General features: G+C 55.2%; 12 protein-coding genes. 6 read left to right on the forward strand and 6 right to left on the reverse strand.

The features are described from left to right. Positions 1–61: 61 nt before the first annotated feature. From ACZ5FM_RS15925 to ACZ5FM_RS15950, 6 genes are all read right to left on the reverse strand, one after another. A complete protein-coding gene (locus tag ACZ5FM_RS15925; RefSeq protein ID WP_250984223.1) occupies positions 62–1,069 on the reverse strand; it encodes a TRAP transporter substrate-binding protein in 1,008 nt (335 codons plus the stop codon). 42 nt (positions 1,070–1,111) lie between these two features. Next, a complete protein-coding gene (locus tag ACZ5FM_RS15930) occupies positions 1,112–2,389 on the reverse strand; it encodes a TRAP transporter large permease (RefSeq protein ID WP_192490495.1) in 1,278 nt (425 codons plus the stop codon). A gap of 3 nt (positions 2,390–2,392) precedes the next feature. After that, entirely contained in the window at positions 2,393–2,923 is a 531-nt protein-coding gene (locus tag ACZ5FM_RS15935) for a TRAP transporter small permease (RefSeq protein WP_250984222.1), read from the reverse strand. 115 nt (positions 2,924–3,038) lie between these two features. After that, positions 3,039–4,199, reverse strand: coding sequence for a fumarylacetoacetate hydrolase family protein (locus tag ACZ5FM_RS15940; protein WP_250984221.1), 1,161 nt, complete (start codon positions 4,197–4,199; stop codon positions 3,039–3,041). Positions 4,200–4,457: 258 nt separating this feature from the next. Continuing rightward, positions 4,458–5,174 carry a FadR/GntR family transcriptional regulator gene (locus tag ACZ5FM_RS15945; protein ID WP_464039203.1) on the reverse strand — a complete coding sequence of 239 codons (717 nt, stop codon included), beginning with the start codon at positions 5,172–5,174 and terminating at the stop codon, positions 4,458–4,460. 129 nt (positions 5,175–5,303) lie between these two features. After that, positions 5,304–6,746 carry an FAD-binding oxidoreductase gene (locus tag ACZ5FM_RS15950; protein ID WP_250984219.1) on the reverse strand — a complete coding sequence of 481 codons (1,443 nt, stop codon included), beginning with the start codon at positions 6,744–6,746 and terminating at the stop codon, positions 5,304–5,306. 207 nt (positions 6,747–6,953) lie between these two features. On the opposite strand from ACZ5FM_RS15950, the gene denD reads away from it, so the two are divergent. The 6 genes from denD to ACZ5FM_RS15980 all read left to right on the forward strand — a co-directional run bounded on the left by denD (position 6,954) and on the right by ACZ5FM_RS15980 (position 13,610). Then, positions 6,954–7,937 carry a D-erythronate dehydrogenase gene (denD, locus tag ACZ5FM_RS15955; protein ID WP_192490500.1) on the forward strand — a complete coding sequence of 328 codons (984 nt, stop codon included), beginning with the start codon at positions 6,954–6,956 and terminating at the stop codon, positions 7,935–7,937. Then, a complete protein-coding gene (locus ACZ5FM_RS15960; RefSeq protein WP_464039204.1) occupies positions 7,937–8,833 on the forward strand; it encodes an NAD(P)-dependent oxidoreductase in 897 nt (298 codons plus the stop codon). The genes denD and ACZ5FM_RS15960 overlap by 1 nt, the downstream gene beginning before the upstream one ends. Positions 8,834–8,841: 8 nt before the next feature. Then, on the forward strand, positions 8,842–10,626 hold the full coding sequence (locus tag ACZ5FM_RS15965; protein WP_464039205.1) for an IlvD/Edd family dehydratase: 1,785 nt from the start codon (positions 8,842–8,844) through the stop codon (positions 10,624–10,626). A 38-nt stretch (positions 10,627–10,664) separates the two neighbouring features. After that, on the forward strand, positions 10,665–12,098 hold the full coding sequence (locus ACZ5FM_RS15970) for an aldehyde dehydrogenase family protein (RefSeq protein ID WP_192490503.1): 1,434 nt from the start codon (positions 10,665–10,667) through the stop codon (positions 12,096–12,098). A gap of 165 nt (positions 12,099–12,263) precedes the next feature. Beyond that, positions 12,264–13,238, forward strand: a complete 975-nt coding sequence (locus ACZ5FM_RS15975; RefSeq protein ID WP_464039206.1) for a threonine ammonia-lyase — start codon at positions 12,264–12,266, stop codon at positions 13,236–13,238. 228 nt (positions 13,239–13,466) lie between these two features. Further along, a complete protein-coding gene (locus tag ACZ5FM_RS15980) occupies positions 13,467–13,610 on the forward strand; it encodes a hypothetical protein (protein WP_250984215.1) in 144 nt (47 codons plus the stop codon). The last annotated feature ends 68 nt before the right edge of the window (positions 13,611–13,678 follow it).

The following is a 13,678-nucleotide window of genomic DNA, read 5'->3' on the forward strand; positions in this document are numbered from 1 at the left end:
AAAGCAACAAAAAACCCGGCTACCGAAAAGTAGCCGGGTTTTTTAGTCGAAAATGACCGGCTTATTCGCCGCGAATTTTCTTCAGCTCGGCCAAAGCGGCGTCGACAACGTCTGCACCGATGGCTGCCTTGTGCTTTTCATAAACAACAGCCGACTTCTCACGAATACGGGCCTGCTCTTCTGGCGAAAGCGTGTTTACCTGCAGGCCTGCTTCCTTGATCTTCTCCAGAGATTTCTGGTTCAGTTCGCGGATAACCTTACGTTCTACGTCACGGCCAACGATGGCGCACTCACGAAGAGCCGCCTGTTCTTCAGCTGTGTAGCTGTCGAAGATTGGCTTGGAGAAGAGGAACAGGAACGGCGTGTAAGCGTGGTTCGTTTCCGTAACAAACTTCTGAACTTCGTAGAACTTCGACGTATCGATAGTCACGTAGGGGTTTTCCTGCGCGTCGATAGCGTTGGTTTCGAGAGCCGAGAACACTTCACCAAAAGCCATTGGCGTTGCGTTGGCGCCAAGGTTCTGGAACGTGTCAAGGAAGATGTTGTTTTGCATCACGCGCACTTTCATGCCCGAGAAGTCTTCCCACTTGTTAACAGCATGCTTGGAGTTGGAAAGGTTACGGAAACCGTTTTCCCAGTAAGCAAGGTTTACGAGGCCCTGCTCTTCCAGCTTCTTGTTCATCATGTCGCCGAATTCGCCATCCATCAGGGCGTCAGCTTCTTTCGCATTGCCAACGAGGAATGGCAGGTCGAATACGCCGAGAGCCGGGATAAGGCCAACAAGTGGAGACGAAGACGTTACAACTGCTTCCTGAACGCCGGAACGCAGTGCTTGCGTAGCTTGCAAGTCGCCGCCGAGAGCGCCACCCCAGAATGCGGTCAACTTCAGCTTGCTGCCAGTCTTATCATTGAGGCAAGCCTGCATGGCTTCGATACCGTTACCAACCGGATGATCCTGGTTGATGCCGTTCGAAACGCGGATGGTGCGATCATTGAATTCTGCCATGGCAGGTGCAGCGGCACCCATAGCGAAAGCAATAGCGGTGGTGGTCAGAAAAAATTTTCTCATAATATCCTCCCTTGGACTGTTAGCGAGAAAACAGATTAACGATTACTTGAGGTAAGCCAGTGGTACCAGGACGATGTCCGGGAAGAGCACCAACAGAGCCAGAACGATGGTTTCAGCAACAAGGAATGGCCATACACCAACCGTGACCTTGCCCAGCGGAATACGACCGACGCCACTGACCACGTTCAGAACTACACCTACAGGTGGTGTGATAAGGCCAATTGCATTATTAATGATGAACAGAACACCGAAATAAACCGGGTCGATACCTGCCTGCTTGACGATTGGCATCAGAACAGGCGTTAGGATCAGAATGGTCGGTGTCAGGTCAAGCGCTGTTCCGACGATGAACACCAAAACCATGATGACAGCCATCAGCAACATCGGACGGTCAATCAGAGGTTCGATGTAGCCAGCAACTTCATTTGGAATGTTTGCAGCGGTGATCAGCCATGCGGAAACCAGAGCGGCGCAAACCAGGAACATGATGATCGACGTGCTCTTTGCGGCACGCAGAAGAACATGCATCAAATCGGCTGGTTTAAGTTCGCGGTAGATAAACATGCCAACGAACAAGGCATACGCAGCAGCGATAACCGCAGCTTCGGTTGGCGTTACAACGCCGGCCTTGATACCGCCGAGAATGATGACTGGCATACCGAGAGCCCAACCGGCACGTCCTGTTGCCAGCAAACGTTCTTTGGCAGAGGTTTTTGGCAGCGGCTTGACGTCATCTTTGCGAACAACGATCAGCCAGGCGATGATCAGGGAAATACCCATCAAGATACCGGGCACGATACCGGCCAGGAAGAGCTGGGTGATCGAAACGTTGGCAGCAACACCAAAGACGATGAATGCCATGGAGGGCGGGATAACCGGCGCGATGATACCACCAGCGGCGATCAGGCCACCGGACCGCGGGATATTGTAGCCAGCCTTCGCCATCATCGGAATGAGGATAGCAGCAAGAGCTGCCGTGTCAGCTGCGGCCGAACCCGAGATACTCGCCATGATGATAGCAGCGAAAATCGCCACGATACCAAGACCGCCACGGATGTGACCGACGCAGGCAATAGCAAAGTCGATGATACGGCGAGACAGACCGCCCGAGTTCATCAACTCACCAGCGAGAATGAAGAATGGAATGGCAAGCAGCGTGAATGTGTCAGCGCCTGCAATCATGTTCTGGGCAATGATCTGCGTGTTGAACATGCCCATATAGGCCATGAGCACGACACCGCAGAACATCAAAGAGAATGCAACCGGAACCCCGATGGCCATGGCTCCGAGCAGGGAGCCAACAAAAACGAGAAGTGTCATGTATCAGCGCTCCGAAAGCTGTTCGATTGTCAGGTTTTCGCCGGCAAAAACGGCGATTTCCTCTTCGGTTACCCGACCGGTCAGCAACCGGAACAATCGCTCAAGAGCAATGATGAACATCATAGCACCTGTAAACATGCCAATGCCATAAACCCAGATCATCGAAAGGCCGGTGACCGGCGCATGCATGCTGGCGTTGATGCCCGACTGCTTCCAGGTTCCCCAGAAGAAGATGGCCGAACAGGCAATAATGATGATGTTGGACAGGATCATACAGAAAATGCGCTTGCCGCGCGAAAGGAACATGACCAACGTTTCGATACCCATGTGGCTATTTTCACGGAAGGTCAAAACGGCACCGATGAAGGTGATCCAGACGAAGAAGTAGCGCGACATTTCTTCCGATACATTGAGACCGGAGTTCATGGTGTAACGCATGACGACATTCACGAAAACCATGATCGCCATGCCAGCAAGCAGAGCAATCAGAATGATCTCGAGAAGCCGGTAAAAAAGGTTGATCGCCTTTTGCATTTTCCCTCCCTGAGAAAACATGAGCAGACGTCGAAAGATCCAGGATGCTTTCAAAAACGCACTGCTACTAAACTGAGAATGAGAAAAACGGGCGCTCTAGGAGCACCCGCAGTCCTTAAAGAAGGCCACGCCCGGCCAGATTACGCATCAACGCCACGGTGCCGAATGTCCATTCAGGGCAATCGGAAGTCGAGGCAACCCGGTTGATGAGCTTGCCAAGCTTCGGGCTGGAGATTTCCACCCGGTCACCCTTTGCATGGGTGAAACCAAGGCCTGGGCCATGACGATCCTTGACCGGAGCAAACATGGTGCCGAGGAAAAAGACGGCACCATCAGGATACTGGTGATCACGGTTGAGAAGCTGCGATACCAGATTTTCCGGTGTGCGGCTGATGGCTTCCATTGGGCTGACACCCGTCATGGTGAAGCCATCTTCCCCTTCAACAACCAGAGAAATCTGCGACTTCTTGACATCTTCAAGCGTAAACTTGCCGTCGAACAGTCGGATAAACGGACCAATCGAGCAGGACGCGTTGTTGTCTTTCGCCTTGCTGAGCAGAAGGGCTGAACGACCTTCAAAGTCACGCAAGTTGACGTCATTCCCCAAAGCAACACCGACGATACGACCGTCGGACGTTACCGCCAGAACCACTTCCGGCTCGGGGTTATTCCACTGCGACTTCGGATGCACACCGATCAGCGCACCGCAGCCAACGGAGGACATGGGCTGAGCCTTGGAGAAGATTTCAGCGTCCGGGCCGATACCGACCTCAAGATACTGCGACCAAAGACCCATATCCTGGAGAAGGGCCTTCACCTCGGCGGCCTTGGGAGAACCAGCTTCGAGACCCTTGAGATTGTCACCCAGCACAGGCGCCAGACGGCCACGGATTTCCTGCGCACGCAGTGGATCACCCTTGGCCTGCTCTTCGATGACACGTTCCAGCATGCTGTCGGCGAAGGTAACGCCAGCTGCCTTGACGGCCTGAAGGTCGTTTGGAGCAAGAAGCTCACCGGAAACGCCATCGAGGAAAGATTGTAAATCGCCCAACGCCGGGAAGGCGGAGACATCTGCCAGCAATTCGACAAGATTTTTCTTTTCGAGAACCTCGGACATGACAGGTGCGATTTTGGTAATATCGTAAAGGGTGCCGTCTTTCAGAACGACAGGGCAAGGGCCATTGGCAGCCTTGGACCAGACGCGGCCAACCAGTACGGCAGTTGCAGCATCTTCAGGCAAAATCATATCTGTCGTGATCGACAAACGGTCAGTCATATTGTTCTCCTCCCACCCAGGCAATTCCAGCGGCTGCACTCCAAGCAGTCGTATTGTCTGGATGTCTGACAAGCTTTAACGATCTTCATAGTATGACTTTTGAGCCGAGTCCAGCGCATCGCCCAGAAAATGTCGTAAGCCTTAATTTTTATTGTGCGCCGCGTTATTGCACTTGCAACAAAAGCTGTCGACAGTTTCTGACGATTGTCACACCCCAAAGTCAAACCGGTCTGACAAGATATTGAAAAAATTCAACTGTCAGAACACGTCGAGATCGATGTTTAGCCGCTTGGCAGCACCCATGATATGTCTACGCATCGCGTCACGCGCCATCACGACATCTCGTGATGCAATAGCTTCACGCAAAATCACATGCTCATTGATGGTGACCTCAAGGATCTCTCCATACACGGCGCGTGAAAATGCAGTGTTAATCGCCAGGCTGATACGCTGGGCTATGAAGCCCAGAAAAATCAGAAAATATTCATTACCCGTCGCTTCGGCCATGGCGCGGTGGAAGTCGAGATCGGCTTCAACGCCGTCCTTCGACCACTCTATAGCATTGCGCATGCCGTAGATAGCCTTGTCGAATTTTTCCAGATGTTCGGGCTTATGATGAAGGGCTGCAAGTCCGGCCGCATCGATTTCTAGCGACATGCGAAGCTGCATCAGATCACGGAAGTTTTCCGGATCATTAAGCGCAGATTGCTCAATGCGCACCGAAAGCCTTTGCCGTGGATCGGTCACGAAGGCACCGACACCCTGGCGGGTCTCGACAAAACCTTCATTACGCAGCTGTGCAATTGCTTCGCGGATCACTGAACGGCTGACACCAAATGTCTTCGCCAGAATATGCTCAGTCGGCAATCTGTCGCCCGGCCCCAATTTTGATTCGGTAATCTCGCGCGTGATTTCGGCGGCAATTCTGCCGGGCAAATGTTCATTGCGATGAATCTGGTTGAATTCGAGCGACATGCGGCCTCCCAGCCCTTACAGCTTCGCCCCCTTTGCGGGGGCGACGATTGAACGGAAAGGCAAGCCTAGCCTGCCGTCATATTTGCTCGAGAGCGACCCGTAAGAGCCGCTCTCGAATTCCTCCGAGCATTAGCTATCCGCTTGCAGGGTAATCTGGCAACCGGGATTCATTCGAAACTCCGGATCGAACGCCTTTTTCAAGTTCATGATCATATTCCGCTGAACTTCAGGCAGACGTGCCTCGAAATCGCTGCGCTTCAAGCGACCGATGCCATGCTCGGCACTGATGCTGCCGACGTAACGGTCGAGAACCTCATTCACCAGCACCTTCGACTTGTAGATGTAAGCATCACGCTCTTCGCGGCTAGAGCCATCCGGCGGCAGAACGTTGAGGTGAACGTTGCCGTCTCCGACATGGCCGTAGGATACGGCAAGGCATTCAGGCAGCTTTGCCTGCAGTTCGGCCTCTGCCTCAGCGACAAATTCAGCGAGCTTGGAAAGCGGCACCGAGATATCAGTACGCATATGCGCACCGCGCAGCGCCTGACCTTCATTCATGCCTTCGCGGAACAGCCATAGCGACTGCGCCTGTGCACGCGAAGACGCGATAACGCCGTCCAACACCAGACCATCTTCCATCACACCTTCAAGGAAACGGCCCATCAGGTCAGCCGTATCCACAAGACCGGAACCGGAAATTTCCATCAGCACGTAGGCTGGATAGTCGCCCGCGATCGGCATCTTGAGATCCGGAATAGCTTCGATTGCCAGTGTGAAGGCGACAGGTGGCATGAACTCGAAGGCAGACATCAGGTCACAACATTCGCGGCGCGCACGACGGTAAAGCTTGATGGCATCATCCAGCGAGTTGAGGCCAAGAAGAGCTGTCTCGACATGTTCCGGGTTCGGATAAAGCTTGACCGAAACCGCAGTGATAATGCCAAGCGTACCTTCCGCACCGATGAACAGTTGCTTGAGGTCAACACCACGGTTGTCCTTGCGCAACGTCGAAAGGCCGTTCCAGATCGTTCCGTCCGGCAGCACAACCTCAAGACCAAGCACCAACTCGCGTGTCATACCATAACGCAGGACGTTGATACCGCCGGCATTGGTGGAGACATTGCCGCCCATACGGCAGCTGCCCTGCGCACCTAGCGACAGCGGGAAGAACATGCCTTGTTCAGCAACGGCATCCTTGAATTCAGACAGAATGCAGCCGGCTTCAACGACAGCCGAAAAATCATCCGCATCAATGGCGCGAATGGCATTCATACGTTCGAGGCTCATAACGACTTGGCGGGCAGGATCGTCAGGCGTGCCACCGAGAACCAGACCTGTATTCCCGCCCTGCGGGATAATTGCCAGACCAAGCTCAGCACAAGCGCGAACGGCTGCCGATACATCTTCCGTGGAACGGGGCCGGATCACGGCAACCGCAGAGCTTTTCACGTCGCCATGCCAATCGCTGCAATAACGCTGCATGTCTTCCTGCGCCGTCAAAAGCAAACCTTCGCCCAGCACCGCCTTGAGCTTCTCGCGCAGGCTTTCAGTCCCGCTAACCGCATCGGCCATCTTATACCCTCTATAATGACTGTCCTGCCCACGCATCAGATGCAACGATCGCCGTGTCGTTTTTGGCGACGCGTGAAAAATACTATTTTCAAACCGACCATATAAGGTTATCAGACAACCCTACAAGATATTTTCTCACGAGACAGCAATCAAAGTGTTTCAAGCCAGGGATTAGGTTAAGGCTGGAACACGCAAAGGGAGGCATTAATGCATATTGCAATTATCGGCGCAGCAGGCATGGTTGGCCGCAAACTCACTGAACGCCTGGTTCGTGATGGCGCACTGGATGGCAAGACCATCGAAAAGTTCACTCTGCTCGACGTCATTCAGCCTGAGAAGCCAGCCGGTTTCAACGGCGCAGTCGAGACCCGCGCCGCCGATCTCTCGGCGTCAGGAGAAGCTGAAAAGCTGGTTGAAAGCCGTCCTGACGTGATTTTCCACCTCGCTGCCATCGTGTCGGGCGAAGCAGAGCTGGACTTCGACAAGGGTTACCGCATCAACCTTGATGGCACCCGGTATCTCTTTGATGCCATTCGCATTGCCAACGGCAAGGATGGCTACAAGCCACGCGTCGTCTTCACCTCTTCGATTGCGGTATTTGGCGCACCACTGCCTTATCCGATCCCCGACGAGTTCCACACAACACCGCTGACAAGCTACGGCACCCAAAAGGCAATTTGCGAACTTCTGCTGTCCGATTACAGCCGTCGCGGTTTCTTTGAAGGCATCGGCATTCGTCTGCCAACCATCTGCATTCGTCCCGGCAAGCCAAACGCCGCAGCATCGGGTTTCTTCTCCAACATCCTGCGCGAGCCACTGGTTGGTCAGGAAGCAGTCTTGCCAGTTCCAGAAAGCGTTCGTCACTGGCACGCTTCGCCGCGCTCTGCCGTCGGCTTCCTCATCCATGGCGCGACTATCGACGTTGCAAAGGTTGGTCCACGCCGCAACATCTCTATGCCGGGCCTCAGCGCCACCGTTGGCGAACAGATCGAAGCACTGCGCAAGGTTGCCGGTGAAAAGGCTGTTGGCCTCATCCGTCGCGAACCGAACGAAATGATCATGCGCATGTGCGATGGCTGGGCACCCGGCTTTGAAGCAAAGCGCGCTCGCGAACTCGGCTTCACCGCTGAAAACTCCTTCGAAGAGATCATTCGCGCCCATATCGACGACGAACTCGGTGGAAACATCTGATGAGCAACGCGGGAGGGAAAGCAACAATCGCGTTTATCGGCACCGGCCTTATGGGCGGGCCGATGGCTCACAACCTGTTGAAGAACGGGTTTACCGTGCGTGTCTGGAACCGCAGCGTTGAAAAGGCTGAGGCACTTGTCACTCACGGTGCAGTATTGGCTCCCTCCCCGGCAGAGGCTGCCACGGGCGCGGACATTGTCATCACCATGCTGAGCGACGGCCAGGCCGTGGGTGAAGTGCTGTTTGAGAAGGGCGTTGCCAACGCTCTAAAAAAAGGCGCGGTCATTATCGACAGCAGTTCGATCGCTCCACCGATTGCCCGCGAACATGCCGGCAAACTCGCGGAGATCGGATTGGCTCACGTCGACGCTCCGGTATCCGGTGGCGTTCCCGGCGCGACCGCTGGAACGCTGGCCATCATGGCCGGCGGCGACGAAAAAATCGTTGCCAGCCTGGCAGATGTTTTTGCTGTCATGGGCCGCGTGACTTATGTTGGTCCTTCCGGTGCAGGCCAACTTTGCAAACTCGCCAACCAGCAGATTGTTGCCGTAACGATTGGCGCTGTGGCGGAAGCAATGATGCTGGTGGAAGCTGGTGGCGCATCCCGCGAAGGTTTCCGCAATGCGATCCGTGGCGGTTTTGCCGAAAGCCGCATTCTGGAACTGCATGGCGAGCGCATGGTGAAACGTAATTTCGTGCCCGGCGGTCCTTCCAAATTCCAGCTCAAGGACCTCAATGGCGTCATGGCCATGGCGGAACAACTGTCGCTTGATTTGCCGCTGACGGCACAGGTTCGGCAGGAATTTGCCGACTTCGTTAATGACGGCGGCGCCGATATCGATCATAGCGGTCTGCTGATCCACCTTGAAAAACTGAACAACCGTCAAAAGGACTGAGCTGCGCCATGGCCCAAGAGATTACCGGAAAACGCCGCTTGCGTTCGCAGGACTGGTTTGACAACCCCGATCACATCGACATGGCAGCGCTCTATCTCGAGCGATTCATGAACTACGGCGTGACGCCGGAAGAACTGCGGTCCGGCAAGCCGGTCATCGGCATTGCCCAGAGCGGCAGCGACCTAACCCCATGCAACCGCGTCCATGTCGAACTGGTCAAGCGCGTGCGCGACGGCATTCGTGATGCCGGTGGCATTCCAATCGAATTCCCCACCCATCCGATCTTCGAAAACTGCAAACGCCCAACAGCGGCCCTCGACCGTAACCTTGCCTATCTTGGTCTGGTCGAAATTCTCTACGGTTACCCGCTGGACGGCGTCGTTCTGACCACCGGCTGCGACAAGACTACGCCATCTGCGCTGATGGCAGCCAGCACGGTCGACATTCCGGCCATTGTTCTATCCGGCGGCCCAATGCTTGACGGATATCACGACGGTGATCTGGTTGGCTCCGGCACGGTGATCTGGCGTATGCGCCGCAAATACGGTGCAGGTGAAATCACCCGCGAAGAATTCCTCGAGGCAGCACTCGAATCGGCACCATCGGTCGGCCACTGCAACACCATGGGTACAGCATCGACCATGAACGCCATGGCTGAAGCGCTCGGCATGTCGTTGACCGGCTGCGGCGCCATTCCTGCCGCCTACCGCGAGCGGGGCCAGATGGCTTACCGTACCGGCAGACGCGCCGTGGAACTGGTCATCGAAGACATCAAGCCATCGGACATCCTGACCCGCGAATCCTTCCTCAATGCCGTTCGCGTCAACTCCGCCATTGGTGGTTCCACCAATGCACAGCCGCACCTTGCTGCTATGGCGCAGCATGCCGGTGTCGAGTTGAAGGAAGAGGACTGGCAGGTTCACGGTTACGACATTCCATTGCTGGCCAATGTACAGCCAGCAGGTAAATGGCTGGGTGAAAAATACCACCGCGCAGGCGGCACGCCGGCGATCATGTGGGAACTGCTGCAAGCCGGCAAACTGGATGGCAACTGTCGCACCGTTACCGGCAAGACGATGGCGGAAAACCTGTCAGGTCGCGAAGCAACCGACCGTGACGTTATTCTGCCCTATGATGCGCCATTGAAAGAGCGTGCGGGTTTCCTTGTTCTCAAGGGTAATCTGTTCAATTTCGCCATCATGAAAACCAGCGTTATCTCCGACGAGTTCCGCCAGCGTTATCTGAGCGAGCCGGGCAATGAAGGGGTTTTCCAAGGAAAATGCGTGGTATTCGACGGCTCTGAAGACTATCATGCCCGCATCAACGATCCTTCGCTGGATATCGATGAGCGCACCATTCTGGTTATTCGTGGCGCTGGTCCGCTCGGCTGGCCGGGTTCCGCCGAGGTGGTCAACATGCAGCCACCGGATGCACTGTTGAAGCAGGGTATCACCAGCCTGCCGACCATTGGCGACGGACGTCAGTCCGGCACCGCCGACAGCCCTTCCATTCTCAACGCATCACCTGAAAGTGCGGCAGGTGGCGGATTGGCCTGGTTGCGTTCCGGAGACATTATCCGCATCGACTTTAACCACGGAGAATGCAATATGCTCGTCCCGGACGAGGAGATTGCCCGCCGCAAGGCTGATGGTATCCCTCCGGTTCCGGCAGATGCCACGCCGTGGCAGCGCATCTATCGAAAGTCGGTTACCCAGCTTTCGGATGGTGCAATTCTGGAAGGTGCAGCAGATTTTCGTCGGATTGCCGAGAAAATGCCGCGGCACAATCATTGACCGCAAGGTCCGAGCATGAACAGGGAGCATGTTTTTAAATGACCATCTATCAAAATCTTATTGCCGGTGAGTGGACTGGAACCAACAGTTCGCAGAACATCAATCCATCTGACACCAACGAAGTTGTTGGCCTTTACGCGCAGGCTTCTTCTGAAGATGCCCAGTCTGCTATCGCAGCGGCAAAGGCAGCATTCCCTGCATGGTCGCGTTCCGGCATTCTGGAGCGTCACAGCATTCTGAAGAAGACTGCGGACGAAATCCTTGCTCGCAAGGAAGAACTCGGCGCGCTTCTGGCCCGTGAAGAAGGCAAGGTTCTGGCTGAAGGTATCGGCGAAACCATCCGCGCTGCGCAGATCTTTGATTTCTTTGCTGGCGAAGCACTGCGTCTGGCCGGTGAGGTTCTGCCGTCTGCCCGTCCGAACATCGGTGTTGAAATCACCCGCGAACCGCTCGGCGTTATCGGCATCATCACGCCATGGAACTTCCCGATCGCTATTCCAGCGTGGAAGATCGCACCTGCACTGTGCTACGGCAACACCATCGTCTTCAAGCCTGCCGACCTGGTTCCAGGTTGCGCATGGGCCATCGTTGACATCCTGCACCGCGCAGGCCTGCCAAAGGGCGTTCTGAACCTCGTTATGGGCCGTGGCTCGGTCGTTGGTCAGGCCATGCTTGACAGCAAGGACCTTGCCGGCATCACCTTCACCGGTTCGACAGGCACTGGCCAGCGCGTTGCAGCGTCTTCACTGCCGTTCAACCGTAAATTCCAGCTTGAAATGGGTGGCAAGAACCCGTTCGTCGTTCTCGACGACGCTGATCTCGGCGTTGCCGTCGAAGCTGCTGCAAACTCCGGCTTCTACTCCACCGGCCAGCGTTGCACGGCATCTTCGCGCATCATCGTGACCGAAGGCATCCACGACAAGTTCGTGGCCGCCCTGACCGAACGTCTTGCCAAGATCAACGTTGGCAACGCGCTCGACAAGGACACCCATGTTGGTCCGGTTGTTGATGAAAAGCAGCTCAAGCAGGACACCGATTACATTGAAATCGGCAAGAAGGAAGGCGCGAAGCTGGCCTTCGGTGGCGAAGTGCTCAAGCGCGACACCCCCGGCTTCTTCCTGCAGCCTGCTCTGTTCACCGAAGCGACCAACGACATGCGTATTTCGCAGGAAGAAATCTTCGGACCGGTTGCTGCTGTTATCCGCGTCAAGAACTACGACGAAGCGCTGGCTGTTGCCAACGACACGCCGTTTGGTTTGGCATCCGGTATCGCCACCACCAGCCTAAAGCACGCCACCCACTTCAAGCGCAATGCTGAAGCTGGCATGGTCATGGTCAACCTGCCAACCGCAGGCGTGGACTTCCACGTTCCGTTCGGTGGACGCAAGGCATCGTCCTTTGGTCCTCGCGAACAGGGCAAGTACGCTTCGGAATTCTTCACCACTGTGAAGACAGCTTACACTCTGGCCTGATCCGCCAACGAATTATGAGACAAGACGATCCCCGGCCAAGCGCCGGGGATTTTCGTTTGGCCACCTGAAACGCGTCATCCTTTTGCGGTTTGACTGGCCGCAAAACCGTCTTATGGTTTTGCCGACCTACCCCGTGCCCCATCCCCGCCTGAAAGGATATCCCGCATGACCAGTATTGCAATGATTGAAGCCGCACGTCAGCGTATTGGCGATCAGGCGCGCCGCACACCATTGCTGTCCTCTCCCTTTCTGGATGAGATTGCCGGGCGAAAAATCCTTGTGAAAGCTGAGTGCTTGCAGCGAACCGGCTCTTTCAAATTCCGCGGAGGATGGTCCGCCGTTTCAGCATTGGATCCAGATGTTCGAAGTCGCGGCGTTATTGCCTTTTCCTCTGGTAATCACGCGCAGGGCGTTGCTCATGCCGCAGCGCTGCATGGCGTCCCCTCCGTCATCATCATGCCGGCAGACGCTCCGAAGATCAAAATAGACAATACCAGAGCCTTTGGCGCCGAAGTGGTGCTGTTTGACCGTGCCAAGGACGATCGTGATGCACTGGGCGCCCGTCTGGCCAGCGAGCGCCAACTGACGCTGATCAAACCCTTCGATGAACCTCAGGTCATTGCGGGACAGGGTACGGTTGGTCTGGAAATCGCAGAACAGGCGGCAGAACTGGGCATTCAAAAAGCTGACGTCCTGATCCCTTGCGGTGGCGGTGGCCTGACCTCCGGCATCGCACTTGCATTGGAGGCCAAGGCACCGGGCCTGACCGCCCGCCCCTGCGAACCCGAAGACTTCGATGACACGACCCGCTCTCTGAAAAGCGGTCAGATCGAAAGAAATGCCAGATTGGCCGGGTCACTCTGCGATGCCATCATCACACCGCAACCGGGAAACATCACTTTTCCAATCATGAAATCCCTGTGTGGTGAGGGCATTGTCGTTACCGAGGTAGAAGCTCTGAAGGCCGTGGTACTGGCATTCACGCGGCTGAAAATCGCACTGGAACCCGGTGGTTCCGTGGCACTTGCCGCCGCACTTTTCCATGGTAATGCGATTTCTGGTGACGAGGTTATTGTTGTTGCGTCAGGCGGCAATGTCGAGCCGGATGTCATGCGCGACGCACTTTCCAGATACGCCTGAAGGATCGGGCAGTCTTAATCTTTATGCCAAATGAGCCCGGCGACGGAACTGACCGGGCCAAACGGCGTTCTCTATGCGGAGATGAGGACAGGCTTTGCTCGATCAAGGCCAAAAACATCAGTATTTTTCCGAAGGGGCCGCATGGTTGAAAATTTATCTCTACACAATTGGTAGAGATAAGATTAATCTTTGTTAACAGTGGGCAAAGCCACAATGGAGGAAACCGCGATGACCTATATGAAGGCAGAGAAAGTCAAAACTTTTTCGACATCGTCTACGCCCCGCAGCACTTGGAGCAGCACGCTCAACAGTGCACTTGTCGGCGCAAGCTTCCTGTTTGTCGCAGCTGTGGTCTGCGGACTGTTTGCCTAATAGTTTTTTTAAAATCCTCCCATATTTTAAGAAAAAGGCCGGTTGTTAAACTGGCCTTTTTATTGTCC

Source organism: Agrobacterium sp. 5Ca50 (genome assembly GCF_055381905.1).